Below are 25,821 nucleotides of genomic sequence, written 5' to 3' on the forward strand. Positions count from 1 at the left end.
GTTTCACCTATAATACAATCTAACATTTTCGGCGTATAGCCCGCATTTTTGAGGAGTGCCCACAACATCACCACCCACGACGCAGGATTCAAATCTGGATACGTGAGCCTGATCGGCAAGCCCAACGTCGGCAAATCGACGTTGCTGAACCGGCTTGTCCGCGAGAAGCTGGCGGCCATGTCGCGCCGTCCTCAGACCACGCGCAACCGGATCACCGGCGTCTGCCATCTGGAAGGAGGGCAGATCATCCTCATGGACACGCCGGGCATCCACCAGGGCGCGCGCAAGTTGAATGAGGAGATGGTGAAGACCTCGCTCAGCACCTGCGGCGATGTGGACCTGATCCTGTTTATGGTCGACGCCCGCCAGGGGTTTGGGGAGGACGATGCGTTCGTGCTGGAATCCCTGAAGCAGTCGCGCACGCCGAAAATCCTGGTGATCAACAAGATCGACCTGATCCCCAAGGCGCGTATTCTGGAATTGACCAGCGAGATCAACGCGCGTGGGACGTTTGTCGAAACCGTGCCCATTTCGGCATTGAAAGAAGACGGGCTGGACCTGCTGGAGCGGGTGATTCTCAAGCGCCTTCCCGAAGGGCCGCGCTATTTTCCTGAAGACATGGTCACCGACGCACCCGAAGAATTTCTGATAATGGAAATCATTCGCGAAAAAGTGTTCAAGCTCACCGCGATGGAAATCCCCTACTCCGTGGCGGTGGTGGTGGATGGTTTGCGTGAAGGAAAACGTGGTATGTTGGTGATCGATGCAACCATTTTCGTGGAAAAGGCATCTCAAAAAAAAATCGTCATCGGTGGCGGTGGAAAATTGCTGAAGAAGATCGGCACCTGGTCACGCGAAGAGATCGAGCGGCGGTTCGGTAACAAGGTATTCCTCAACCTGTATGTTAAAGTGAAAGAGCGGTGGCGCGACAATGTTCGCGACCTGAAAGAGTTCGGATACAAACATGGTTTCCATTAAAACGGATGAAGAAATAGAAAAGATGCGGGTGACCGGCCGGTTGGCCGCGGAGGTTCTGGTGATGATTGAGTCGTATATCAAACCGGGTGTGACGACCAACGAGCTCAATCAGATCTGTCACGATTACATCATCAAGAAAGGGGCCATTCCGGCTCCCCTGAACTATCGTGGTTTTCCCAAAAGCATCTGCACTTCGGTGAACGATGAAGTGTGCCACGGCATTCCCTCCGACCGCAAGCTGCGCAACGGAGACATCGTCAACCTGGACATCACCACCATTGTGGACGGATACCATGGCGACACCAACAAGACCTTCTTCGTGGGGTCGCCGCGGAAGAATGCCCAGAAACTCACCGAAGCCACCAAGATCGCCCTGCACAAGGCCATCGACGTGGTGCGCCCGGGCGCCCACCTGGGCGACATCGGCGCCACCATTCAGCAGTACGTGGAAAGGCAGGGCTATTCCGTGGTGCGGGAGTTCTGCGGACATGGCATTGGAATCAAATTTCATGACGAACCCCAGGTGCTTCACTTCGGCCAGTTTGGGCAGGGCATGGAGCTGAGGCAGGGCATGACGTTCACCATCGAGCCGATGGTCAACATGGGTGGGCGCGAACTGCGGATTCTGGACGACAACTGGACCGCTGTCACGCTGGACGGCTCCCTGTCCGCGCAGTTCGAGCACACCATTCTGGTCACGGCGGATGGAGCGGAAGTTCTAACTCGAACCGAAGGAACCACTTTTTAAACGTTCTATCTGGAGGAGCGACTAATGAAAGGTGATAAAAAAATCATCGACGCGCTCAACGATATTTTGACGGGGGAATTGACCGCCATCAATATTTATTACCTGCATTACAAGATGCAGGAAAACTGGGGATATGAAAAGCTGGCCGCGCACAGCCGGGAAGAGTCGATGGATGAGATGAAACACGCCAACCAGCTCATCGAGCGAATCCTGTTTCTGGAAGGCATCCCCAATATGGCCCGGTATGAGGAAATTCCGGTCGGCAAAAATTGCGAAGAGCAACTCAAAAGCGAATACGCGTACGAAAAGGACCATGTCGATAAATTGAAGAAGCACATTCGCCTGTGCCTCGACAAAAACGACTTCGTCACCAAGGAACTGCTGGATGACATTCTGAAAGACTCCGAAGAGAGCTGTGATTGGTTGGAAACCCAGTTCTCGCGGATCAAGGACATTGGCATTCAGAATTACCTCACCGAACACATGAAGACCGAAGAATAAAACTTCTCACACGGACTCCAACCCGTTTTCCAGGCCGCCCGGGGAAACCCGGGCGGTTTTTTTTTATCTGAACGCGTTCCGTGTCTCCCTTATACCGGCTAACCCGACCCACCATTTTCATTTTTCAAACCGGCAAAACCCAGCGATTTTGCAAAGACGTCCGCCCGCCTTTCTTTGTCATAAATAGTTGTAAATAAATAGGTTAGGTTGTATTTGGAAAATATTTGTGAAACTCTATTGACAATGATTCTCAATTTCGCTATTAATGGTTTTATAAGAATGATAATGAATTTCAGAATCTTTGATTTTTGGAGGCATCCAGATCCATGATTGGCCACGACACTTCCATCAAGGTATGTCAGGGCCCAGGCTGTAAAGCCTGGGGATCGAAGAGTGTTCTGCGCACATTGCGGTGTCATTACCGGGAGCATCCCGAAGCTATGGGACAGGTTCGCGGGTCCAGGTGCATGGGCCGTTGCGGCGGGGGGGCGGCGGTGCAGATCGACTCGCCGGATCGTGTGATCAAAGTGCGCAAACCGAAGGATGTGCTTCTCAAGTTGTTGCGCAGGTCTCCTGAGTGAAATTCCATTTTCCATAACAGTTAAAAAAGATGGTTGCCAAGGTAGGTGTCGGCTTCCCGTAAGGGTGGGGTGTCGGCATTTTTTTGTAGTCTATTCGCCCTGAAAGATTTAGCTATCCCATACGGGCGCGATCTGAAAAATCTGGAGGAGGTAATGAAAAAAACACTTGCAACGTTAGTGTGTCTGGGCATGATTCTGGGCGGGGCTCCCGCCTGGGCCGAGCCCGGAGATCTGATCATTGAAGAGCAGGAAATCGGCAAAGGTGGTGAGATCATCATCATCGAGGAAGAGGGCGCCAGCCTGGAAGCTTTGGAGAAACAGGTTGAGTTGATGGCGGAAGAAATCGACGGTCTGCGCGACGAAGTCGGCACTTTCCGCAGGAACGTCAACGTCACCGGTTACGGTGAAACCCATCTGAAGATGCCCATGGACGAACGGACCAGCGAGTTCGACGCGCACCGCTTCGTCATCGGCATCAACGCCAAGTTCAACGACTGGATCTTCCTGAACGCGGAAATCGATTACGAGCACGCGGCGCAGGAGTTGGAATTCGAGATGGGTTACCTCGACTTCCTGCTGGATCCGCGCGTGAACGTCCGGGCGGGTACGGTATTGATCCCCGTGGGCTTCCTCAACGAATTCCACGAGCCGGTTTTCTTCTGGACGGTGGAGCGCCCGCAAATCCAAACCCGGGTCATCCCGACGTCCTGGAACGGCACCGGTGGTGGTTTGTTCGGTACCTTTGGGAACGTGCTGGGTGGTATGAACTACCGTTTCTACGTAGTCAATTCCCTGCAATCCTTGCGCCCGGTGGGTTTCAGCAACGGTCATGGTGCTGGTGGAAATCAGGGGCAATTCACCGGTTCCAGCGGTATCCGCAGTGGACGGCTTCAGCCCGATGAGGCGATCGCCTCTGACCTGGCTGTGACGGGTCGCGTGGAGTTGCCCAATATGGTGCCGGGTCTTCAGTTCGGCATGTCTTTCTACACCGGCGACACCTCGCACAACTTCATCGACAGCAGTGCCCGGACGACGCTGGTGGAAGCGGACGTTAAGTTCCGGAAACGCTGGTTCGAAATGAACGCCACCATTGTCAACATTCACATCAATAATGCGCGGGAAATTAACAAGTTCAATGCCGCCAACAACGTGATCACGCCGGGGACGTCTACCACCTCGCAGGTTCCGACCAATATTTTTGCATGGAATCTGCAGGCAGGTATCCATCTTTTCCAGTTGGCGAAGGTGGCAACCACGCATGATCTGGTTTTGCACGGCATGTATGAGCGCATCGACACCCAGGACGAAATGCCGATCGGCTCTGCGGCGGATCCCAGCCAGGAAGCCGATGTATTCACCGGCGGTGTGGCCTGGTTCCCGACGCCGAACGTGGCCATCAAGCTGGATTACACCAATCAGGACCGGGGTAATAACACCAGCTCGCAGGAGGTCAACCTGGGCATGGCTTACATGTTCTTCTAAGAAAAACCGTTACCGGGTGGTTTGAGAGGAGGAAAAAATCGGCTGTTCAGCCGCCCGGTCATAATAAATTTGTTAATATTTAGCTGTTCACAAAGAGGATCGCTCATGAATAAATTGAACGCGAAGAAACCCAACCCGCTTTATGGGGGCCTGGCGTTGATCATGCTGGCAATGTGGATCGGGCTGACAGCAGTTCCGGCCCATGCGTTGAGTGTCAGCACCAAGGAAGAGGCGCTTCAGCACCTGTTCCCTGGAGTCACCAAGGTCATTAAGAAAAAAATCTGGCTCAGTGAGGCACAGCGCAACGCCATTGCCAGAATGTCCGATCAGAAAGTACACGAGCAGCGCATCAACGTGTACGTCGGCATGCAGGGCAGCACTCCGCTCGGCTACGCCGTTTTTGAAACGGTCAAAAACCGGTCCTGGCCCATCAGCTACGTGACCGTGTTGAATCAGGACGGATCCGTCAAGGCTGTCGAAGTTCTGAGCTTTGAAGGAGCCCGCGTTTGGCGGGGCGGTTACGAGTCGTGGGCCGAGCAGTTTCAGGGGAAAAAGGCCGACTCGGACTTCACCCCGACCATCATCACGGGGGCTACCGTTTCCGCACGGGTCATCGCCAATGGTGTGAAAAAGGCCGTAGCCGTGTATAAGGTGCTGTTTTTGGACAAAACCAAATGATTTTGGACAAATCCAGTTAGTTGTTTATAATATCGCCCTATGCAAACACCGGGTTATAAACCCGTCCACCCGGACTGCCGGTCCGGGTTGGGCGGGTTTGTATTTTTAATTTTGATTGCCACCTTTGTCCTTCTCCCCACCCTCGCGGTGTTCGGTGAAGAAGAGTACGTGGAGACCGTCTTTCTGACCAAGATGGAAGCGCTGAAGCTCGCGTTTCCCAATGTCCGCGTCGTCAAAAAGAAAAAAGTGTGGCTCAGTGAAGCCCAGCGTGAGGCCATCTCCAACATTCTGGGAGAAAGCTACGACGAACGCCGTCTCACCTGGTACATTGGCCTGGACGACAATCAAAAACCCACGGGGTACATGGTGGTGGGCAATGAAATCGGCCGTTCTTACCCCATCACCTTCATGGTGGTCATCAATCCGGACGGTACGGTGCGCGATGTGGAAATCATGGTGTACCGCGAGCCGCATGGCTGGGAGGTGCGGTTCGAGCCCTTCATGCGCCAGTTTTTCGGCAGAGACTCAGAAGACCCCTTCAATAATATCAACAACATCACCGGCGCCACCCTTTCGGTGCGGTCCATGACGCGCGGCGTGAAGAAGGCCGTCGCCGCCTATAAAGTGATTTTCATCGACAAGGTGGAAGGCATCCTGGGCTGAGGAAGTGGGTCCTGACGCCCCCTGACAGGAGCGCGCGGTGGATCACTCGCCTTCTGCGGGGGTGTAGCGGAACTGGCAGAACGTGCCCAGTTTGGCGAAGGTGTTGTTGAGCTTCAGGTTCACGTAATCGGTGCGGGCTTCGGCCGGAATGCGGTCGAAGTTGCAGGCGGTCTCGATGTAGTCCGCCCGTCCCAGCCGGATGAACAGGCTGTGGAACCAGCAGGATTTCATTTTGAACTGGAATTCCTTGTCGCTCGCCTTTTTGACTTCCATCAGGAAGTGCCGCCAACTGAAGTAATCCTCCGCCCGCGGCTGTTCCTTCTCCACGAAGGTCTTGAAGGGATTGTCCGAGGCCTTCTCTTCCGCCACCTGTTTGTCCGTTTCCGGGGCCAGCCACGCCGCCAGCGCGTCGGTGATGTACTGCCGCGCCCGGATGACGTTGATGCTGTAGTCCTCCAGCGCGTTGTGGCAGGTGTAGATGAACAGCCCGATGGTGGTCAGATACTGCTCTTCCTCAGACAGGGTGTCGCCGTTCTCAAATTCCCACATCTGGTTGAAGTGGGTGCGAATACGGTCGAGGTCGATGTTCTGGCCGCCCACCTTCAGGTGCGCCAGCATCGGTTCAATGCGTTCGGAAGCGTTGGTCTCGGTCTGTTCGGTATTCTTGGACATGGTCCATCCTTCAGGTTGCGTGACGTGAATTGAGGCCGGGCGTCCAGGGATCGGATGAAATGGATCGGGAACCGCCTGGCAAGAGTTCTGGACAGGTAAAAAAGTACCACATCCCACGCCGGCAGTTCAAGCAAACTCCGGGCGGGCGCCCGGCCGCCCGACGGCTGGAGGCATGTAAAATCCGGGCTTTGTGTGGTCTGGCCCGGGAAAGTCGTATACAATGAGGCTTTGAATAACCCGCAATGGAACAAGGATTCACGCAGTGCCGCAGTATGATGTGGTGATCGTCGGGGCCGGGGTCATCGGCCACAGCATCGCCTTCAAAATCAAACAGGCCCGCCCCGACTGGAACATCGTGGTGCTGGGCGACCCCATGCACTCCCTTGCGGCTTCGCGTGCCGCCGCGGGCATGCTGGCTCCCTACTGCGAATGCCGGGAGGCCAACCGCTTTTTCCGCTTCTGCCGCGAGTCGCTCGACAAATACCCGCGTTTCATCGAAGAGGTGTCCGCGGTGAGCGGGAAAGACGTTTTTCTGTCCGACGCGGGATCGATCATGCCGGAGAAATCCCTTGATGACCAGTGGGACGAGCGTCTGCAATTCTTCAAATCGGAAAACGTGCCGCACGCGGTGTGGTCGCCTGCCGAAGTGAAGGAAAGATTGCCGCACCTGTCGCCGGACGTCGGCGCCTGCATCTGGGTCGGCGAGGCACAGATCAACAACCGGCAACTGCACGACGCGCTGGTGGCGGCATCGGCGAAACTCGGCGTCATGGTCGAGACCGCAAGCGTCACCGGGTTCCGCCGCGACAACTCGGAAGTGTACGCCGCCGTCACGGACACCGGCGAGATTTTGGGGAAACGCTTCGTGCTGGCGGCCGGGAGCTGGTCGCAACAACTGGGCACGGTGCTCGGCGTCTCCCTGCCGGTGCGTCCCATAAAAGGCCAGATGTGCCGCGTCGATGTGGACGAAGTGAAGCTCGCCTACACCATCCACGGCATGTGCACTTATATCGCACCGTGGCGGCAGGGCAACGGATTCGTGCTGGGCTCGACGATGGAGGACAAGGGATTCGACGGCCTCATCCAGGACGATGTCATTCAGGCCATCATCGATCGCGCCGCCGCCATCCTGCCCGCCATCAAGGATGCGCCGCTCATCGAAACCTGGGCGGGCCTGCGTCCCGCCGCGGAGGACCGCATGCCCGTCATGGGGGCCAGCAGTAAATTCGGCAACCTGTTTTACTCCACGGGCCATTTCCGTAACGGAATTTTACAGACGCCGAACCAGGCCGACTACATGGCCGGGATCGTGACAGGCGACGTGCCGGAATTGATCGCCGAGTTCGATCCGGCGCGCTACGACATGTGAACGCAAACCGGACGTTATGAAACTCCCCAAAAACGCACCGCCGCGCGACGAAGATCTCATCCGCGACTTCCATTACATCTGGCATCCGTGCACGCAGATGAAGGATCACGAGGCCGAACCGCCTCTGCTGATCGACCGCGCCGAGGGCCTCTATCTGTATGACCGGGAAGGGAAAGGGTACCTGGACTGCATCTCGTCGTGGTGGGTGAACCTGTTCGGCCACAACCACCCGCATATCAACCGGGCCATCACCGATCAATTGCAGAAGATGGCGCACGTCATGTTCGCCGGCATCACGCACCAGCCGGCGGTGGACCTGGCGCACAAGCTGATTGAATGGTCGTCGCCGAACCTCACCAAGGTGTTTTTCTCCGACAACGGCTCGACGTCGGTCGAGGTGGCGCTCAAGATGAGCCTCCAGTTCTGGGCGCAGACCGGCAGGCCGGAGAAAAAACGCTTCATCTATTTAAAAGGCGGGTACCACGGTGAAACGCTGGGCGCGCTGTCGGTGTCCGGCATCAGCCTGTTCCGCGACAAGTTCGAACCGGTATTGATGGATAACCTGGAAGTGGAAGGGCCCGACTGCTTGCGCTGTCCCTACGGCCTCACGCGCGACACCTGTCAGGCGGAATGTTTTGAACCCATGGAAAAGGCGCTGGTGGAGGAACACCAGAACATCGCCGCCGTCATCGTCGAACCCCTCGTGCAAGGCGCGGCGGGGATGAAGATGTACCCGCCGGTGTACCTCGAAAAACTGCAGACCACCTGCGAGACCCTGCGCGTGCATACGATTTATGACGAGGTCGCCGTCGGTTTCGGCCGCACCGGAGGACTGTTCGTCTCCGAACAACTGCGCCACAAGCCGACGTTCCTGTGCCTGTCGAAAGGCATTACTTCCGGTTATCTGCCGCTTGCGGCGACGCTCACCGAGGACCGCATCTACCAGGCGTTTTACGGCGACTACGAGACGTTCAAGCTGTTCATCCACAGCCACAGTTACAGCGCCAACCCCCTGGCCTGCGCCGCCGCCAATGCCACCTTCGAACTGTTCGCGGAAGACGGATTCTGGGATGCGCTCAAGGAGCGCATCGCCACCATGAAAGAATGCGGCGAGGTTTTAAAGGAACTCAAGTGGTGTGGCGAGTTTCGGCAAACGGGACTCATCGGTGCCGTCGAACTGGTGCGCGACCGCGACACGCTCGCCGAATTTCCCATCACGCAGAGGGTGGGGTACCGGATTTATAAGAAGGCGCTCCAGCGCGGACTGTTCCTGCGCCCGCTGGGCAACGTGGTTTATTTCATTCCGCCGTTGGTCATCGATCCGGACAGCATCCGATCGATGATGATGACGGCGCGCGACTGTATCCATGACGTGTTGAGCGAGGTCTGAATGTACGAAGTCTATATCACCACCCGATTTTCCTCCGCGCACCAACTGCGCGGCTACGACGGCCAGTACGAAAACCTGCACGGCCACAACTGGACGGCGAACGTCACCGTCGAGGCGAAGGAACTCGACGAGATCGGCGTCGGCATCGACTTTGTCGAGTTGAAAAAGAAGGTGGATGATATTCTCTCTCAGCTCGATTACCACAACATCAACGAGGTGCCGCCGTTTGATACGCAAAATCCGTCGGCGGAGAACATCGCGCGCTGGCTGTTCAAGCAGCTGGAGGCATCCATCACCAAACAGCACGCCCGCGTCAAGCGGGTCGAGGTGTACGAAACTCCGGAAAGCGGCGCCGCCTATTTTGAATAAATTCCCTTAGCCCAACAACATGCTGCGGTTTATTTAATCCCCTCAATGTGTCCATCGACGACGTCGATGTTCTCCGCCTGCGGCTTGGCGGGCAGGCCCGGCATGCGCATGATCTCGCCCGTCACCGGGATGACGAATCCCGCCCCCGCCGACAATAGAATCTCCCGCACCGTCACCGTAAATCCCAAAGGCCGCCCGTACAGCTTGGGGTCGTCGGAGAGCGACGACTGCGTTTTGGCGATGCACACCGGCAATTTGTCGTAACCCCATTTGACCAGGCTTTTGAGATCGCGTTCCGCTTTTTTGCTGTACTCGATCTTCTCCGCGCCGTACATGCCGTTGGCGACCTTCCAGATTTTGGTCGGGATGTCTTCGGTCCAGTCGTAGAGGGGATGAAACGGATCGGGTACTTTCTCCGCATGTTGCATCACAGCCCGCGCCAGCTCCATCGCGCCCGCGCCGCCGTTGGAGAAATGATCGCTCACCGCAAACGGCACTTTCAGTTTGTTCTCACAATGTTCGCGTACGATCTGGATTTCGGCGTCGGTGTCGGTGTCGAAACGGTTGAGGCAGACAATGGGCGGTTCGCAAAACTTTTTGATGTTCTCGACGTGCTTGTCGAGGTTGACCAGGCCTCTCGCAACTTTTTCCGGATCGGGCCGGGTGAGGTCGTTGGACTTGCCGTCTCCATGCAGTTTGAGCGCACGGCAGGTGGCGACCAGCACCACCGCGGCGGTGTCCAGCCCCGCGCTCACGCACTTGATGTCGAAAAATTTTTCGGCGCCGAGGTCGAAGCCGAATCCCGCCTCCGTCACCGCCCAGTCGGCGAGGCCCATCGCCATCTTGGTGGCGATCACCGAGTTGCAACCGTGCGCGATGTTGGCGAAGGGGCCGCCGTGGATGAACGCGGGCACGCCTTCGGTCGATTGCACGAGGTTGGGCATGAGCGCGTCTTTAAGGAGCGCCGTCATCGCGCCGGTGGCGTGGAGCGAGTCGGCGGTCACCGGTTCGTCGTTGTGGGTGAACGCCACGAGGATGCGCGCCAGCCGTTTCTTGAGGTCGTCAAAGTTTTCCGCCAGGCACAGGATGGCCATGATTTCCGAGGCGGCGGTGATGTCGAATCCTCCCTCGCGCGGCACGCCCTGCAGGATACCGCCGAGGCCCAGCACGATGTGGCGCAGGGCGCGGTCATTCATGTCCATGACGCGCCGCCACTGAACGCGGCGCGGGTCGATCTGGCTCATGCCCTCGTGGTAGATGCGGTTGTCGAGGAGTGCCGAGAGCAGGTTGTTGGCGGAAGTGACGGCGTGAAAGTCGCCGGTGAAGTGGAGGTTGATCTCGTCGGCCGGGTGCACCTGGCTTTTACCACCGCCGGTGGCTCCGCCCTTCATGCCGAGGCACGGTCCCAGCGAGGGCTCGCGGAGAGCCAGACACACGCGCTGACCCAGCTTCGCCAGACCCTGGCCCAGGCCGATGGTGGTCGTGGTCTTGCCTTCGCCCGCGGCGGTGGGAGTGATGGCGGAAACGAGGATCAGCTTGCCCTTCGGCGGATGCTTCTCCAGCACGTTCAGCCGCACCTTGGCCTTGGTGTGGCCGTAGGGCACGAGGTCGGTTTCCGTCAGGCCCAGCTTCGCGCCGATTTCGGCGATGGGTTGCAGTTGCGGCGTGGGGGAATCGGATGGCATGGCGTCTCCTCTTCTTTAAGATTACAGCCAGCGGTGTTCGCGGTACCAGTCGATGGTGCGGGTCAGCCCCTCCTTTAAATCATAACGCGGTCGAAATCCGTACGTGTCAAAAAAACGCTGGGGCGAGGCGGTCCACGCACCCTGATCGATGTCGCGCACACGCTGGCGGTCGAGAAGCGGCGGTTCCTTGCTGAATTTCGAAAAGGTTTCGGACAAAAAAGCCAACGCCGTGAGCGCGGTCTGCGACAGCACGATACGCCGCGCGCGGACATTCAATATTTCCTGCACCACCCCGGCGACTTGATCCCACGAGTAGCACTTGCCGTCGGTGACGAACAGCACCCGGTCTGTTTTCTGCGTGCGTGCGGCGGCGTGCAGGATGGCGCGGGTGAGATCGTCGATATAAATGAGCGACAGGATTTTGGGTTTGCGCCCGAGGTGCACGTTCCAGCCTTTACGGATGAGTTTGATGTAGTCGAGAAGATTTTTGTCGCGTTCGCCGTACACCACCGGCGGGCGCAGGACGGTGATCGGCAGGAAGCGCGAGAAGGTGAGGGCGATCACTTCCCCCGCCAGCTTGGAATGGCCGTAATCCGATTGCGGCCGGCACGACGCGGTCTCGTCGATTGGCGTGTCCACGGGCGAGGGACCGGAGGCGGCGATACTGCTCAGGTGCACGATGGACTTCAGGTGCCTGCCGTGTTCGAGGCAGGTTTCGTACAGGCTGTTGCAGGCGGTGACGTTGTTGCGGTTGAAGTCGGAGAGATGGCGCGCCCGCACCGTGCCGCCGCAGTGGAGAACGACGTTCACTTGTTTCAGCAGGTCGCGGTAGGTGGACGGTTGCAGGAGATCGCCGGTATGGACTTGAATGCGATTTTCGTCGAGCCACCTTGCGCGTTTGGGATTCCGCACCAGCGCGTGCACCGTGCAGTTTTGTCGATGAAGCGCATCCGCCAGGTGACTGCCGATGAATCCGCCGGCACCCGTCACCAGCACGCGCGCGCCGTTCAGGTCGGGTGCGTCGGACATGGCTTCGTTATCCATCGAGGAGCGCGGGCAGGTTGATCATCTGTTCCAGGTGGGCGCACACTTCCGGCGTGAAGCTGTCGGTGGACAGGTCGTCGATGAACGGCAGGCGGCCCAGCACCGGGACTTTAGACAGGTGCGAGATGAGCGCCGGTTGCAGGGCTTCAACGTCCGTCAGCCCCTCCTCCTTGCGGTCGCTGAAGATCACGCCCTTGACCGGGATGCCGCGTGCGTGGAGGGCGTCGAGGCTGAGCAGGGTGTGGTTGAGCGTGCCCAGCTGGAACCCAGCAACGAGGATGACCGGAAAGCCCAGCGCGGCGATGAGGTCGATCACATGATAACTCGGGGTGATGGGCACGCGCAGTCCGCCGACGCCTTCGACCAATAACGGATGGTACCGCTCCGCGAGTTTGCGGCAGGCGGCCTCGATGGCCGTGGGGTCGATTTCCTTGTTCTCGACCTCGGCGGCCTGGTACGGCGCGGCGGGGGTTTTGAGCCGCAGGGGGCAGATGACTTCCAGCGGCTCATTGAGTCCGGAACATTCCAGCAGAAATTTGGCATCGGAGTTGGCGGCGGAACTGCAATGAGTGTCCACGCCGGTTTCGATGGGCTTGATGAATCCCGCGTTCCGCCCGTGCTGGCGAAACAGCGTCAACAGCGCCGCCGTGACCACGGTTTTGCCAATGCCGGTGTCGGTGGCGGTGATGAAGTATCCATTTGCGGACATGAACAGGGATCTCCGTTAATAAACTCGTTCATTGTAGGCAAGGCGGCGGGCGTTGCCAATGTGAATTTGGCCGGAGGCTCCCTTTTCAGGGCCCCGGCTCTCTGATATAATTTGGGTCATTGGAGTCGTTTTATCGGTTCAACCCACAAGGCGTTTTATGAGCAACAAGATTGAAATTCTCTGTCCCTGCTGTGAAGCCAAATTGCAGGTGGATCAGAAGACCGGGCAGGTGGTGTGGAAAGAAGAGAAGAAAAAGCCCGTCGGCAACCTTTCCGACATGGTGAAAGACCTCGACCGCCACCGCAAGGAAGCCGAGAGCCTGTTCAAGAAGCAGAATGAAATTGAAAAGGACCGCTCCCGCCTGCTCGACGAGAAGTTCAAGGAAGCGCAGAAGCACGTGGACAAGGACAGCTCCAAACCCCTCCGCGATTTCGACCTCGACTGATCACGCCTCCACTTCCATCCGGTCGTAAGCCAGTTCCACATTTTCCGGCAGTTCTTTATTCACCGATTCGTGATCGAACTTGTGATTGATGTGCGTGAGGATGGCGCGTTTCGGTTTCAGCCTGTCGATGGCCCTGAGTGCGTCGTCGAGGCAGAAGTGCGTCGGGTGCGGCTCGAAGCCGAGTGCGTTCAGCACCAGCACATCCAGCCCCTCCAGCTTGTCCACGCTTTCCTCCGGGATGCCGGAGCAGTCGGTGACGTACGCGAGGTCGTTGATGCGGTAGCCGAGAATGGTCATGTTGCCGTGGGTGATGTCCACGGGCAGGATGCGGAGGCCGCCCAGTTCGAACGGGTTGGAATCGATCACGATCGGGTCGAGTTGCGGGATGCCGCCGCCCATCGGTTTGTGGCCGTTGAAGATGTAGTTGAAGTTGCGCTGAATCGCCTCCAGCGTCATGGCGTTGCCGTAGCAGGGGATGACGCTTTTGTGAAAGAAATTGAACACGCGCAGTTCGTCGATGCCGTGCACGTGGTCGGCATGATGGTGCGTGTAGAGCACGGCGTGGATGCGGTCGATGTCGTGGTTGAGGCACTGCTGGCGCAGATCGGTGGACGTATCGATCAACAGGTTGAAGCCGTTGTTCTGCACCATGACCGAAGCGCGCAGGCGTTTGTTGCGCGGGTCGTCGGAGCGGCAGACATCGCAGGGACAGCAGATGGTGGGCACGCCGGTGGAGGTGCCCGTTCCGAGAAAGACGAGTTTCATATCAGACCGTTCAGTGTTTCATGTCACACAACGCTTCCGACGCACCGCACGGGCTGAACTCGAACTGGATGGTTGAATGGGTGATGTTGAAGCGGTCCTTCAACAGCGCCTTTATTTCCTTCAAAGTGTCTTCCACCTGGGAGACCTTGCTGTTGTTCACCAGTGCGTGCGTGCTGAGCGCATAGATATTCGAACAGATGCACCACACATGCAGTTCGTGGATGTCCTCCACCGCCGGGATGGCCGTGAGCTCCCGCTCCACATCTTTCAGCGAGATGCCGCGCGGCACGCCCTCCAGCAGGATGTGGAAAGAGTCGGCGATGATCGAGCGCGCGCCCCACATCAGGATGAGCGAAATCGGGGTGGCGATCGCCACGTCCAGCACGTACCATTGAGTGTACCACATCACCACGCCGCCCAGGAGCACCGCCACGGAAGCAAGGGTGTCGCCGATCACATGGTAAAACGCGCCTTTCAGGTTGAGGTCGTGGTGATGCCCGTGGCCGACGGAATCCTTCAGAAAATACATGACGCACAGGTTGGTGGCGAGGCCCAGCAGGGCGACCACCATGACCGTCGGCGTGTGCACCGGGAGGGGCGACTGAAACCGCTCGAACGCCTCCCAAAGAATCCACAACGCCATGATAAACAGGAGAATTCCGTTGAGCAGGGCGGCGAAGATCTCCATCCGGTGGTAGCCGTAGGTTTTGGTGGCGGTGACCGGTTTGTCGGCGATTTTGAGGGCCAGCCAACTGAGGCTCAGCGAAAAGACGTCCGTCAGCATATGAGCGGCATCGCTCAGAAGGGACAGGCTGTGCGCCAGAACGCCGCCCACGGCTTCCGCCACCATGACGAAGGAGGTCAGGAAGATGGCCAGTTTCAGTTTGTTTTGGACGAGGACGGTTTTCATTATTTTGAAACTTTGGTGGGGGAGGGGCATCTAATTCTAAAAGCGACACCCATTCCGGAAAACCAGATAGATTCCAGTTTTATAAGAGCTTTCTCATTTTAGGTGGAGCCGGAAAGCCTGTCAAGGCGGTCCGCAGGGCGCGGAAAACCGGGGTTGTGCGCGGGTTTTCGGGGCCCCCTGCCGCCGTTCGCTTCATTTGAAGCCGGACAATCGTTTGTGCTACATTGAAACCCTTTTAATTTAACATTTATAGAAAGAGGAGTTGAACATGGCGACATTAGTTGCAAAGCAAGCCCCCGATTTTACCGCTCAGGCCGTCATGCCGGATGGGAGCTTCAAAGAGATCAAACTCTCGGACTACCGTGGAAAATATGTAATCCTCTTTTTCTACCCGCTCGACTTCACCTTCGTGTGCCCGACGGAAATCATTGCTTTCAGCGACAAGATCAACGAATTCAAAAAACGCAATGCCGAGGTGCTGGGCGTCTCTATCGACAGCCATTTTTCCCATCTCGCGTGGCGCAACACCGACCGCAAAAAGGGCGGTCTCGGCAAGATCGATTACCCGCTGGTTGCGGATCTGGATAAAAATATCAGCGCTTCTTTCGACGTGCTCGCCGACGGTGGCATCGCCTTCCGCGGCCTGTTTTTGATCGACAAGGACGGTGTGGTGCAACACCAGCTCATCAACAATCTGCCTCTCGGCCGCAACATCGACGAAGCCATCCGCATGCTCGACGCACTCCAGCATCATGAACAGCATGGCGAAGTGTGTCCGGCCAACTGGAGCCAGGGCAAGGATGCCATGAAGCCCGGCCCGCAGGAGTCGCAGGAGTATTTCCAGAAACACGGTTGATTCACCGAGAGCTTCATTATTGACGGCTCTTCCAGACAGGCAGGCGGAACCTGCGGGCTCCGCCTGTTTTTTTTGCTTATGATTGTTCTGACCAATGACGATGGATTTTACGCCGCCGGCATCCAGTCCGTGTGGCGGGCGCTCCAGCCGCTGACCGACGTGATCATCGTAGCGCCGGAAAGCGAACAGAGCGCCGTCGGGCATGCCATCACCCTGGCCAGCCCGCTGAAAGCGCTTCCGGTGAAAAACCAGGAGCACGGCCTCATCGGCTATGCCGTCACCGGCACCCCGGCGGACTGCGTTAAGATTGCGGTGACGGAACTGCTGGACGAGCCTCCGGCCATGGTGATCTCCGGCGTCAACCACGGCGGCAACGTGGGCACCAGCATCATTTATTCCGGTACCGTTTCGGCGGCGACGGAGGCGGCGACCATGGGCCTGCCCGCCATTGCGGTGTCTTTGGATTCGTGGGAGAGCCGCGACTTCAGCGTGGCCACCGAGTTCATCCGCAAGCTTTACCCGCTGGTGCTGGAACACGGCCTGCCGGAAGGCGTGTCGTTGAACGTCAATATTCCCGCCGTGCCGCGCGAGAAGATCAAAGGCGTGGCGGTGACGCGGCAGGGCAAGTCGAGGGTTATTGAAAAATTCGACAAACGCGTGGACCCGAGAAACAACATTTATTACTGGCTGGCGGGAGAGATGACATTCATGGAAGTGGAGCCGGGCACCGATTGCGAGATGGTGCGCGAGAACTACATCAGCGTCACGCCCATTCATTACGACCTGACGCGGCACGATGCGCTGGACCGCATCAAGGAATGGAAGCTGGAGTTTTGAACCTCTAAGCGAGGAACAAAAAAAACGGGTTCAGGGACAATCCCTGAACCCGTTTTGCGTTTGGTTTGCGACTCAGTGCAGAGCGGCTTCGGCTTCGTCGCGCATGGCCTCTTTGCGGCTCAGCTTGACTTTGCCGTTGCGGTCCACGTCGATCACCTTGACCACGATTTCGTCTCCTTCGGAGATTTCATCGCTGACGCGCTTGATGCGGCGGTCGCAGATTTGCGAGATGTGAACCAACCCGTCGGTGCCGGGGAAGATTTCGACGAAGGCGCCGAAGTCCATGATCTTCTTCACCTTGCCCATGTAAATCTTGCCGACCTCGACGTCCTGCACGAGGTTCTGGATGATGCCGATCGCCTTTTCCGCGGCGGCTTCGTCCGCCGAGGCGATGGTCACCAGACCGCTGTCGTTGATGTCGATCTGGACACCGGTTTTGTCGATGATGTCGCGGATCACCTTGCCGCCCGGGCCGATGACGTCGCGGATCTTGTCCACCGGAACCGTTATGGTGGTGATGCGCGGCGCGTACTTGGACATCTGCGGGCGCGGTGCTTCCAGCGCCTTGGCCATCTCGCCCAGGATGAACAGGCGTCCGGCGCGGGCCTGTTCCAGTGCCTGTGCCATCAGCTCCTTGGTCAACCCGTCGATCTTGATGTCCATCTGCAGGGCGGTGATGCCGGCATCGGTGCCGACAACCTTGAAGTCCATGTCACCGAGATGATCTTCGGTGCCGGTGATGTCCGACAGAATGGCGATGTGGTCCTGCTCCTTGATGAGGCCCATGGCGATGCCCGCTACCGCTTTTTTCACCGGCACGCCCGCGTCCATGAGCGACAGACTGCCGCCGCACACCGAGGCCATCGAGGACGATCCGTTGGATTCCAGGATGTCGGAGACGATGCGGATGGTGTAGGGGAAGTCGTCACGGCTGGGGAGCATCGGCGCGAGGCCGCGTTCCGCCAGCATGCCGTGGCCGATTTCGCGGCGGCCCGGACCGGAGATGAATTTCACCTCGCCGGTGCAGAACGCCGGGAAATTGTAATGGAGCAGAAAGCTTTTACTGCCGCGGAAGTCCAGCGTGTCCATGCGCTGTTCGTCAGACGAGGTGCCGAGCGTGGTGGTGACCAGCGCCTGGGTCTCGCCGCGGGTGAAGATGGACGAACCGTGCGCGCGGGGCAGGAAGCCCGTCTGGCAGGTGATGGGCCGGATTTCGTCCGGTTTGCGTCCATCCACCCGGGTCTGCGTTTCCAGAGTCTGGCGACGCATGACTTCCTTTTCCACTTTCTTGAAGTGCCCCTTGATCTCCGCTTCCAGGTCCGGATCGGCTTCCGGGTTGAACTGCTCCTTCATGGATTCCTTCAACTGATCGATGGCATCCTGGCGGTCCTGCTTGCCGGGGATCTGCATGGCTTTTTCCATGCCGGGGGTCAGGAAGGCGACGATCTTGTCCTGAAGCTCGGTATTGACCTCCGGAACCTCAACCTTCGCTTTTTCCTTGCCCAGCATCTCGCGCAGTTCGACCTGGATTTTCACGATTTCCTTGATGTGCTCGTGGCCGAAAGCCAGAGCTTCGATCATGGTCGCCTCGTCCAGTTCCTGCGCTCCCGCTTCGACCATGGTGATGGCGTCGGCCGTTCCGGCCATGACCAGGTTCAGGTCGCTTTCCGCCATCTGTTCGAGAGTCGGGTTGATGAGGAACTTGCCTTCCTTGTCGCGTGCGACGCGGGCGCCGGCAACGGGAGTGTGGAAGGGAATGTCAGAGATGAGCAGGGCGGCGGAGGCGCCGGTGATGGCGGCGACGTCTGCCGGGTTTTCCTGATCGTGAGAAATGACGAAACAAACGACCTGCGTTTCGTTTTTGAAATTGTCCTCAAACATGGGACGGATCGGCCGGTCGATCAACCGGCAGACCAGCGTTTCGGGATCGGAAGGCCGTGCCTCCCGTTTCAGAAAACCGCCGGGGAAGCGTCCCGCGGCGTAAGTGCGTTCGCGAAAATCAACAGTCAGCGGAAAAAAATCGATACCCTCGCGGGCGCTGGCGGCCATCGTTGCGGTGACCAGCACCATGGTGTCGCCCTGGCGGACGACGACGGAGCCGTTGGCCTGCTTGGCCAGCCATCCGGCTTCCAGCGACAGGGTTTTGCCGTCCAGGACGGTCTCTACCTTCTTTTGCATTCACTTGTCTCCAATAAAATTAGCGTCGGATACCCAGATCCTGAATGATCTTCTGGTATCGTTCCAGGTCTTCCCGTTTCAAATAGTCCAAAAGTTTGCGCCGCCTGTTGACGATACGGATCAAACCCCGGCGGGAATGATGATCTTTGCCGTGGGTTTTGAAATGGTCGTTCAGGTAGTTCAGGCGCTCGGTCAAGAGTGCGATCTGCACCTCGGAAGACCCGGTATCCTGCTCGGTTACCTTGTACTTCTCAATAATGTTTTGTTTCTTCTCCTTCGTTAATGCCATTGCTGACACCTCCTAAATTGGTTCTGCGTTCTGCCGGAGATGTGCCGAATGTTTTCGTAGAAAAAATTCACACCACGGTCGTTCAGTTCAGTGTGTCCGCGGAATTTTCCCTGCGAAAACATTCCAGCCCCTCCGGCAGGTAAGTCACAAACTCAAATCAAAACGCGTTTGAGCTTAAAAGCAATTTCGTCCGGTTCCAGATTGATAAACCGGTCCTGATCCACCAGCGGCTCGACGATGGCCACGAGGCGGTTGTCTTCGTTTGTCACACGGAAATTCATTCCCGGTCCAAACCGGTTGGGAGAATGCTGAACCCAGGCCTTGGAAAGGGCACGGCCGTGGGCAATGGATTGGACTCGATCCGGATGGACCTGAATTTCGGGCAGGAAATCCAGAGCCTGTTCCGTTTGCAGGAGTTTGGTGGAAAGGTTGCCTTGTTCCTTGGCGAGTTCCAACTCTTCCAAAGACAGGGAAGACTCCAAATCGAATTCGCCCACCTTCTCCCGAATCAGGTGCGACATGTGGGCGCCGCACCCCAGCGTTTCGCCGATATCATGACACAAGGTGCGGACATAGGTCCCCGCGGAACAATGCACGCGAAAATGGACCTGCTCGTCGATCTTCTCGATAAACTCGGTGGCATGGATCCGGATATCCACCGGTTTTCTGTCGATAGTAATACCATTTCTGGCCAATTTGTAAAGGGGAATCCCATTCTTTTTTTTGGCCGAATACATCGGGGGCACCTGTTTCTGGGGCCCCACGAACCGGGCCAGAAGGTCTTTCACATCCTCTTCCGTCACCCCGGCGGGATCGCGCCGCTCCAGCACCTTGCCCTGCTGGTCCTGCGTGTCGGTGCTGACACCCAGCGTCATCGTCGCCCGGTACACTTTGGTCAGCGGGGTCAGGAACTGGATGACTCTGGTGGATTGGCCGAGGCAGATGGGCAGGACGCCCTCGGCCAGGGGGTCCAGGGTGCCGATGTGTCCGGCTTTTTTGACTTTCAGCAGGCGCCGGACCGACCGCACCATGTCGAACGAGGTGGGCCCGGCGGGCTTGTACAGATTGATGATTTTATTCATCGTCGTCTTTGTGGATTTGCCTCAGGAGCTGGGTGATGCGGTCCACCTGGTCCCCGGAGGTATCCAGCTTGAAATCCAGCTCGGGGATCGCTTTCAGGTACAGCCGTTTGCCCAACTGACTGCGCAGAAAACCCTTTGCGCTGTTCAGCCCCTTCAGGCCTTCTTCCCGTACCTGATCGGTGCCCAGAATACTGACAAACACCTTGGCGTGTTTCAGGTTGTCCGAAAGGGCGATCCGGGTCAGCGTCACGAAGCCGATCCGCGGGTCCTTCAGCTCGTGCTGGACCATTTTAGACAGCTCTTCCAGGAGCAGTTCCTGGACCCGTTCGGACCGTTTATAGCGAAACATGATGATTTCCCGGCTTCCTGGATCAGCCTTTGCCGAGGTTCAAAACTTCTATCTGGTAATCCGTCATTTCGGCCAGGTGCATCTGGTCGATGAAATTGACCACCTGTTGCATGAGGCCCTCCACATAAGGACCGTCACCGCTGACCGCCGCAATGCCGAGATGGATGCTCTGGTGCCTGTCCTGGTCTCCCACCTCGGCGATGCTGATATTGAATTTGTTTTTCACCCGGTCCTTGATGGCGCGGATGACCTTGCGCTTGCCTTTCAGCGACTCGTTGCCGTGCAGAAACAATTTGATGGCGCAACATCCCACTTTCATGGCGAGCCCTTGCAAAGAACCGGCGCCGTGCCGAATGCGTTTACGGGGCGACTTCCTCGAGCACGAACGGCTCGATGATGTCGCCTTGCTTCACATCCTGAAATTTCTCCAGCGACAGGCCACACTCGTACCCGGAGGCGACTTCCTTCACGTCTTCCTTGAACCGGCGGAGCGTCTGGATCTTGCCCTCGTACACCACCACGTTGTCGCGCAGGAGGCGGGCGCGGCGGTTGCGCTCCAGCGTGCCGGAAAGCACGTGACAGCCCGCCACCACACCGACCTTCGGGATGGTGAATACCTCGCGGATCTCCGCCCGCCCGGTGATTTTTTCCCGGAACGTCGGCTCCAGCAGGCCTTCCATCGCTTTTTTGATATCTTCGATGGCGTCGTAAATGATGCCGTACATGCGCACGTCCACGTTTTCCTGCTGGGCCATGGTCGCCGCCTGCTCCGTGGGCCGCACGTTGAAACCGATGACGATAGCGTTCGAGGCGCTGGCCAGAAGCACGTCGGATTCGGTGATGCCGCCCACCGCGTCGTGGATGACCTTGATGCGCACCTTGTCCGTACCGACGCGCGTCACGGCTTCCTGCACCGCCTGGATGGAACCCTGCACGTCGGCCTTGAGGATGAGGTTCAACTCCTGGATCTTGCCTTCCATGATCTGCTGGTGCAGGTCTTCCATGCTGATGCGCGGCTTGGCGGAAAGTGCGGTCTCGCGCTGACGCTGAAGTTTGAGCTGGCTCAACTGCCGCGCGCGTTTCTCATCCTTGACCACCATGAATTTGTCGCCCGCATCCGGCACTTCCGGGATGCCGACCACTTCCACCGGCATGGCGAGCGTCGCCTCGTCGATGGGGTGGCCCTGGTCGTTGGTCAATGCGCGCACCTTACCGAAGTAGTTGCCGACGATGAACGGGTCGCCCACTTTCAGGCGGCCTTTTTCGACGATGATGGTGGCAACAGGGCCGCGTCCCTTGTCGAGGTGCGACTCGATGACCGTGCCGCGCGCCCGCACTTTGGGGTTGGCTTTCAGTTCCATGATCTCCGCCTGCAGGAGTAGCATTTCGAGCAGGTTTTCAAGCCCAGTCCCCATTTTGGCGGATACTTCGGCGATGATGGTTTGCCCGCCCCATTCTTCCGGAATGAGGCCCTGGTCGGCCAGTTGTTTTTTCACTTCGTCCGGTTTGGCGTCGGGCTTGTCGATCTTGTTGATGGCCACGACCAGCGGGGTGCCCGCCGCGGTGGCGTGGTGGATCGCTTCCTTGGTCTGCGGTTTCAGGCCGTCGTCGGCCGCCACCACGAGCACGACGATGTCCGTCACCTGTGCGCCGCGCGCCCGCATGGCGGTGAAGGCTTCATGGCCGGGCGTGTCGAGGAAGGTGATGGGCTTGCCGTTGATTTTGGCCTGGTACGCGCCGATGTGCTGGGTGATGCCGCCTTTTTCCGATTCGGTGACGTTGGTCTTGCGGATGGCGTCCAGCAGGGACGTCTTGCCGTGGTCGACGTGTCCCATGATGGTGACGATCGGCGGACGCGGCACGCGGTCCTTCTCGTTATCCGGCTCTTCCTCGTCCTCGAAGCCCACTTCGGACTCCGGGGTGATGCGTTCCACTTCGAACCCGCGCTGGTCGGCGAGCTTGAAGGAAATATCGAAATCGAGGCTCTGGTTGATGGTGGCCATGACGCCCAGGCCCATCAGGTCCTTGATGAGGTCGTTGGGCGTGCACTTGAGCTTCGCCGCCAGATCGCGCAGGGGGGTGTTGTCCAGAAGCCGTACGACTTCAAATCCCTCTTCCGCGACCACAGCAGGCGCGGCGGAGGGGGCCGCCTGCGCCACCGCCGGACGTTTCCCGCCATGGCGGTCATCTCTGCGGCCGCCTTTTTTCTGTGCGGGTTGTGGCCTGCCCTTGGCGCGGGTCGGTTTTTGGGGAGTTTCCTTGTCCTGATCCTCTTTCTTTACAATCTTGAGACCCAGCTTGCGCCCACCGCGTTGACCATCTTCATCGACATCTTCCTGCTCGGACGGTTTCTTTTCGCGGCCGTGAGGTGTGGCGTCTTTCTTTTTCGGTTTGGCGGACGGTTTTTCCCCTCGTCCCTTTTTGTGCGCCGCTTCCCGGGCCGGGGTTTCGGCTTCCTTTTCCTCTTTCTTGGCCGCGGGTTTGACGTCGGCCTTGGGTTTCGCGGCTTCCTTGCCTTCGGTCTTTTGGGAGGCTTTGGGTTTGGCGGTTTTTTTGCCGTCGTCTTCCTTTTTTTCTGCGGGTTTTGTAGCGGCTTTGGTGGCGGTTTTTGTCGCGGCTTTTTTCTTGGTGACGGCTTTGGTCGTGGCTTTTTTGGTGGCCTTGGCTTTGGCGGTCGCGCCTTTCTTTTTACCCGCACCGTCAGCCGGTTTTTCGGTAAAAAGATCCCGTATGTAATTGGCCATGTCCTCATCGATGGAGCTCATGTGGTTCTTGACCGGGCAGTCTTTTTTCTTGAGCTCGTCGATGATCTGGTCATTCTGGACGTTGAGTTCCAACGCCAATTTGTTAATCCTGATTTTAGCCAAAGGCAACCTCCTGAACTGTGGATGTTATTTTAGGTCCTCATAATCATCCCCTCAAACGTTTTCGTACTTCTCCATGAGCAGTTTGGCCTGGGTGATGATGGCCTGGGCGGCATCTTCGTCGATGCCTTCGATGGCTGTCAACTCTTCCACCGCGGTGACGGACAATTCGGCAATGGTCTGGAACCCGTTGTCAGACAGGGCATCGATGATGGAGGGGGAGACGCCTGCTAGGGCTTCCAGCCCGAGTTCCTGCTCTTCCTCTTCGCTCTCTGGGGAACCCGTTTCGGACGATTCCTCTTCTTCGGTTGTTTCCTCCGCGGCGGTTTCGGCGTGGGGTTCCTCCGTCACGGGGGGTGCCACGGTTTCGCCGACTTCGTCGATCGTTTCTTCCTCGGTCCCAGTGGATTCCGTCAAAGAGTCCAGAATCCCCGCTTTCGAAGCGGGCTTCTTGAGACTGGGAGAGGTGTACACCAGATTGTCGTTTTCTTCCACCGTGTTGACCACAGCGGGAGCGGGAGCCGGTGCCGGTTCCTCGGCGGCCGGGCGCTTGGCGATCTGCTCCTCCGCGAATTCCACCAGCGACTCGGCCTTCTTGGGGCCGATGCCGGGCAACTCCTGCATGCCGGCGGTGCCGCGTTTGACCACTTCGTCAAAGGAGATGATGTTGTCATTGAACAGGATGGAGACGATTTTCTCGCCGAAACCCTTCGTGTTCTTGAGAATCTCGAAAAAGTCCTCTTTCGGGGACGTGGATTTCTGGAACAGGCTGGGTGCTTCCAGCAGGCCGCCGGCTTCGGACTCTCCCTTGATGTCGATCTTCCATTTCACCAGCTTGGCGGCCAGGCGCACGTTCTGCCCCTTCTTTCCAATGGCGAGCGACATCTGGTCGTCGGCGACGATGATGGTCATTTGCTTTGCGTCCTTGTTCATCAGGATGCGCGAAATCTTTGCCGGGCTGAGTGCGTTGCGGATGAAGATCTCCGGGTCATCGGAGTACTCAACGATGTCGATCTTCTCGCCGCGCAACTCCTGCACGATGGACTGCACACGCAGACCGCGCATGCCGACGCAGGCGCCGACGGCGTCGATATCCCGGTCATTGGTGCGCACGGCGATCTTGGTCCTGCCGTTGGGCTCGCGCACGATGCCCATGATCTCCACCATGCCTTCGCTGATCTCCGGCACTTCCAGCTCGAACAGGCGCTTGATGAGCCCGACGTGGGTGCGCGACAGGATCACCAGCGTGTTCTTCGCCGTCTTGCGCACGTCCAACACATAAGCGCGCACGCGGTCGCCGCGGTTGAACGATTCGCGGAACACCTGCTCGCGGCGCGGAAGGATGCCCTCGGCCTTGCCGAGATCGACGATGATGTCGCCGTGCTCGAAGCGTTGCACGATGCCGTTGATGAGGTCGTCTTTCTTGTCGATGAATTCGTTGTACAGGATTTCGATTTCCGCTTCCCGCACCTTCTGCAGGATGACCTGCTTCGCCAGTTGCGCGGCGATGCGGCCCAGGTCTTCGAGCTCCCGTTTCACCAGCACCACATCCCCGTTTTCCGCGTCGGGGTACAGCTTCTGCGCCTGCTTTTTCGTGATCTGCGTTTCGGGATCGCTGACGCGGGGGACGACCGTGCGCTCGGTCAAAATCTCCACCTCGCCGGTTTCTTCGTTGAACCGGCTTTGCAGGGTTTCGATGTCCGGCAGTTTTTTGCGGACGGCGGCCTCCACCGCACTCTTGAGCGCATTGATCAGCACTTCGCGGTCGATGCCTTTTTCACGGCACAACTGGTCGATGATGTGAATGACTTCAGCGGTCATAATTTGAATTCAATTTCCAAACGGGCGGAGGCGATGTTTTTGAGTGGAATGGCAAAGGCCTGCCCTTGCACATCCACATGCACGTCGCCGTCCACAAAGTTTGTCAGAGTACCCTTGAAGTTTCTGCGGTCGCCGATAGGGGCATAGGTGGTGATCTGGACCTTCTTGCCCAAGTAGCGCCGAAAATCTTTTTCTTTTTTCAGCGGCCGGTCCAGACCCGGCGACGACACTTCCAGGATGTAATGCGTGCGGACGATATCGTCCACCTCAATCATGTCTTCCACCATGCGGCTGACCTTCTTGCAGTCCTCCACGCCCACACCGCCGGGTTTGTCGATGTAAATACGGAGAACCCAGCTGCGCCCCTCCCGCTTGTACTCGACGTCCACCAACTCCAAGCCTTGAGCTTGGACGACGGGCTCCACTAGCGCTTCAACTGCTTGTGGTATTGAGCCTTTGGACATGGTGTGGCCGGTTGCCGCGATGTTGCCAGTTCGCATGGTTTGTCAAAATTCCAGACTCATTGGTCCGGAAAATTGACGTGCGGCCCGAATGA

The 25,821-nt window shown here is 57.9% G+C and carries 27 protein-coding genes; 13 read left to right on the forward strand and 14 right to left on the reverse strand.

Features of this window, described 5'->3' with window-relative positions:
- Nucleotides 1–48 precede the first annotated feature (48 nt).
- The 7 genes from era (at nt 49) to J2S31_RS05625 (ending at nt 5,631) form a co-directional block, all read left to right on the forward strand.
- Nucleotides 49–978, forward strand: coding sequence for a GTPase Era (era, locus tag J2S31_RS05595; protein ID WP_272908604.1), 930 nt, complete (start codon nt 49–51; stop codon nt 976–978).
- A complete protein-coding gene (gene map, locus J2S31_RS05600) occupies nt 965–1,726 on the forward strand; it encodes a type I methionyl aminopeptidase (protein ID WP_237098081.1) in 762 nt (253 codons plus the stop codon). The genes era and map overlap by 14 nt, the downstream gene beginning before the upstream one ends.
- Nucleotides 1,727–1,750: 24 nt before the next feature.
- Nucleotides 1,751–2,227 (forward strand): bacterioferritin, encoded by a 477-nt coding sequence (bfr, locus tag J2S31_RS05605; protein ID WP_237098082.1) that lies wholly within the window; start codon nt 1,751–1,753, stop codon nt 2,225–2,227.
- Between the two features lie 326 nt (nt 2,228–2,553).
- Nucleotides 2,554–2,808, forward strand: a complete 255-nt coding sequence (locus tag J2S31_RS05610; RefSeq protein ID WP_237098083.1) for a (2Fe-2S) ferredoxin domain-containing protein — start codon at nt 2,554–2,556, stop codon at nt 2,806–2,808.
- A 153-nt stretch (nt 2,809–2,961) separates the two neighbouring features.
- Nucleotides 2,962–4,290, forward strand: coding sequence for an OprO/OprP family phosphate-selective porin (locus J2S31_RS05615; protein WP_237098084.1), 1,329 nt, complete (start codon nt 2,962–2,964; stop codon nt 4,288–4,290).
- 105 nt (nt 4,291–4,395) lie between these two features.
- Nucleotides 4,396–4,968 carry an FMN-binding protein gene (locus J2S31_RS05620; RefSeq protein ID WP_237098085.1) on the forward strand — a complete coding sequence of 191 codons (573 nt, stop codon included), beginning with the start codon at nt 4,396–4,398 and terminating at the stop codon, nt 4,966–4,968.
- Between the two features lie 111 nt (nt 4,969–5,079).
- Entirely contained in the window at nt 5,080–5,631 is a 552-nt protein-coding gene (locus J2S31_RS05625) for an FMN-binding protein (RefSeq protein WP_237098086.1), read from the forward strand.
- Nucleotides 5,632–5,673: 42 nt separating this feature from the next.
- On the opposite strand, the gene J2S31_RS05630 is transcribed toward J2S31_RS05625, so the two are convergent.
- Nucleotides 5,674–6,303: an L-2-amino-thiazoline-4-carboxylic acid hydrolase gene (locus J2S31_RS05630; RefSeq protein ID WP_237098087.1), complete on the reverse strand. Its 630-nt coding sequence runs from the start codon at nt 6,301–6,303 to the stop codon at nt 5,674–5,676.
- A gap of 262 nt (nt 6,304–6,565) precedes the next feature.
- Here J2S31_RS05630 and J2S31_RS05635 point away from each other — a divergent pair, with 262 nt between their 5' ends.
- Genes J2S31_RS05635 through queD form a run of 3 tightly spaced genes read left to right on the forward strand, consistent with a single transcriptional unit; the run spans nt 6,566 to nt 9,431 of the window.
- Nucleotides 6,566–7,672, forward strand: coding sequence for an NAD(P)/FAD-dependent oxidoreductase (locus J2S31_RS05635; protein ID WP_237098088.1), 1,107 nt, complete (start codon nt 6,566–6,568; stop codon nt 7,670–7,672).
- 16 nt (nt 7,673–7,688) lie between these two features.
- Nucleotides 7,689–9,062 (forward strand): adenosylmethionine--8-amino-7-oxononanoate transaminase, encoded by a 1,374-nt coding sequence (gene bioA / locus J2S31_RS05640; protein ID WP_237098089.1) that lies wholly within the window; start codon nt 7,689–7,691, stop codon nt 9,060–9,062.
- A complete protein-coding gene (queD, locus tag J2S31_RS05645) occupies nt 9,063–9,431 on the forward strand; it encodes a 6-carboxytetrahydropterin synthase QueD (protein ID WP_237098090.1) in 369 nt (122 codons plus the stop codon).
- A gap of 29 nt (nt 9,432–9,460) precedes the next feature.
- Here queD and J2S31_RS05650 read toward each other — a convergent pair whose 3' ends face one another.
- The 3 genes from J2S31_RS05650 to bioD are packed head-to-tail and all read right to left on the reverse strand — an operon-like array spanning nt 9,461 to nt 12,869.
- Nucleotides 9,461–11,116, reverse strand: a complete 1,656-nt coding sequence (locus J2S31_RS05650) for a formate--tetrahydrofolate ligase (protein ID WP_237098091.1) — start codon at nt 11,114–11,116, stop codon at nt 9,461–9,463.
- 21 nt (nt 11,117–11,137) lie between these two features.
- Entirely contained in the window at nt 11,138–12,145 is a 1,008-nt protein-coding gene (locus tag J2S31_RS05655; RefSeq protein ID WP_237098092.1) for an NAD-dependent epimerase/dehydratase family protein, read from the reverse strand.
- 7 nt (nt 12,146–12,152) lie between these two features.
- Nucleotides 12,153–12,869 carry a dethiobiotin synthase gene (gene bioD, locus J2S31_RS05660; protein ID WP_237098093.1) on the reverse strand — a complete coding sequence of 239 codons (717 nt, stop codon included), beginning with the start codon at nt 12,867–12,869 and terminating at the stop codon, nt 12,153–12,155.
- 157 nt (nt 12,870–13,026) lie between these two features.
- Between bioD and J2S31_RS05665 the strand changes: the two genes are divergently transcribed.
- Entirely contained in the window at nt 13,027–13,314 is a 288-nt protein-coding gene (locus tag J2S31_RS05665; RefSeq protein WP_237098094.1) for a 2-nitropropane dioxygenase, read from the forward strand.
- Here the strand turns inward: J2S31_RS05665 and J2S31_RS05670 are convergent, their stop codons facing one another.
- Together J2S31_RS05670 and J2S31_RS05675 are read right to left on the reverse strand one after the other, a co-directional pair.
- Entirely contained in the window at nt 13,315–14,079 is a 765-nt protein-coding gene (locus J2S31_RS05670; protein WP_237098095.1) for an MBL fold metallo-hydrolase, read from the reverse strand. It abuts the gene before it with no gap.
- A 10-nt stretch (nt 14,080–14,089) separates the two neighbouring features.
- The gene (locus tag J2S31_RS05675) at nt 14,090–14,989 is read right to left on the reverse strand and encodes a cation diffusion facilitator family transporter (protein WP_237098096.1); all 900 of its coding nucleotides are present in this window, start codon (nt 14,987–14,989) and stop codon (nt 14,090–14,092) included.
- Nucleotides 14,990–15,257: 268 nt separating this feature from the next.
- Here J2S31_RS05675 and J2S31_RS05680 point away from each other — a divergent pair, with 268 nt between their 5' ends.
- Complete coding sequence (locus tag J2S31_RS05680) at nt 15,258–15,845, forward strand: peroxiredoxin (protein ID WP_237098097.1); 588 nt, start codon at nt 15,258–15,260, stop codon at nt 15,843–15,845.
- A gap of 78 nt (nt 15,846–15,923) precedes the next feature.
- Nucleotides 15,924–16,682 carry a 5'/3'-nucleotidase SurE gene (surE, locus tag J2S31_RS05685; RefSeq protein ID WP_237098098.1) on the forward strand — a complete coding sequence of 253 codons (759 nt, stop codon included), beginning with the start codon at nt 15,924–15,926 and terminating at the stop codon, nt 16,680–16,682.
- A 72-nt stretch (nt 16,683–16,754) separates the two neighbouring features.
- Here the strand turns inward: surE and pnp are convergent, their stop codons facing one another.
- From pnp to rimP, 8 genes are all read right to left on the reverse strand, one after another.
- On the reverse strand, nt 16,755–18,860 hold the full coding sequence (gene pnp, locus J2S31_RS05690) for a polyribonucleotide nucleotidyltransferase (protein WP_237098099.1): 2,106 nt from the start codon (nt 18,858–18,860) through the stop codon (nt 16,755–16,757).
- A gap of 19 nt (nt 18,861–18,879) precedes the next feature.
- Entirely contained in the window at nt 18,880–19,149 is a 270-nt protein-coding gene (gene rpsO, locus J2S31_RS05695) for a 30S ribosomal protein S15 (RefSeq protein WP_237098100.1), read from the reverse strand.
- A gap of 152 nt (nt 19,150–19,301) precedes the next feature.
- Complete coding sequence (gene truB / locus J2S31_RS05700; protein ID WP_237098101.1) at nt 19,302–20,231, reverse strand: tRNA pseudouridine(55) synthase TruB; 930 nt, start codon at nt 20,229–20,231, stop codon at nt 19,302–19,304.
- Nucleotides 20,224–20,580: a 30S ribosome-binding factor RbfA gene (gene rbfA / locus J2S31_RS05705; protein ID WP_237098102.1), complete on the reverse strand. Its 357-nt coding sequence runs from the start codon at nt 20,578–20,580 to the stop codon at nt 20,224–20,226. Before rbfA ends, truB begins: the two co-directional genes overlap by 8 nt.
- 22 nt (nt 20,581–20,602) lie before the next feature.
- Nucleotides 20,603–20,899: a DUF503 domain-containing protein gene (locus tag J2S31_RS05710; protein ID WP_237098103.1), complete on the reverse strand. Its 297-nt coding sequence runs from the start codon at nt 20,897–20,899 to the stop codon at nt 20,603–20,605.
- Nucleotides 20,900–20,939: 40 nt separating this feature from the next.
- The gene (gene infB, locus J2S31_RS05715; RefSeq protein WP_336886593.1) at nt 20,940–23,453 is read right to left on the reverse strand and encodes a translation initiation factor IF-2; all 2,514 of its coding nucleotides are present in this window, start codon (nt 23,451–23,453) and stop codon (nt 20,940–20,942) included.
- Between the two features lie 45 nt (nt 23,454–23,498).
- Complete coding sequence (gene nusA / locus J2S31_RS05720; RefSeq protein WP_237098105.1) at nt 23,499–25,265, reverse strand: transcription termination factor NusA; 1,767 nt, start codon at nt 25,263–25,265, stop codon at nt 23,499–23,501.
- Nucleotides 25,262–25,765: a ribosome maturation factor RimP gene (gene rimP, locus J2S31_RS05725; protein WP_237098106.1), complete on the reverse strand. Its 504-nt coding sequence runs from the start codon at nt 25,763–25,765 to the stop codon at nt 25,262–25,264. The genes nusA and rimP overlap by 4 nt, the downstream gene beginning before the upstream one ends.
- Nucleotides 25,766–25,821: the final 56 nt, after the last annotated feature.

Origin of the sequence: Nitrospina gracilis Nb-211, assembly GCF_021845525.1 — a bacterium.
In the GTDB taxonomy this organism is placed as follows: domain Bacteria; phylum Nitrospinota; class Nitrospinia; order Nitrospinales; family Nitrospinaceae; genus Nitrospina; species Nitrospina gracilis_A.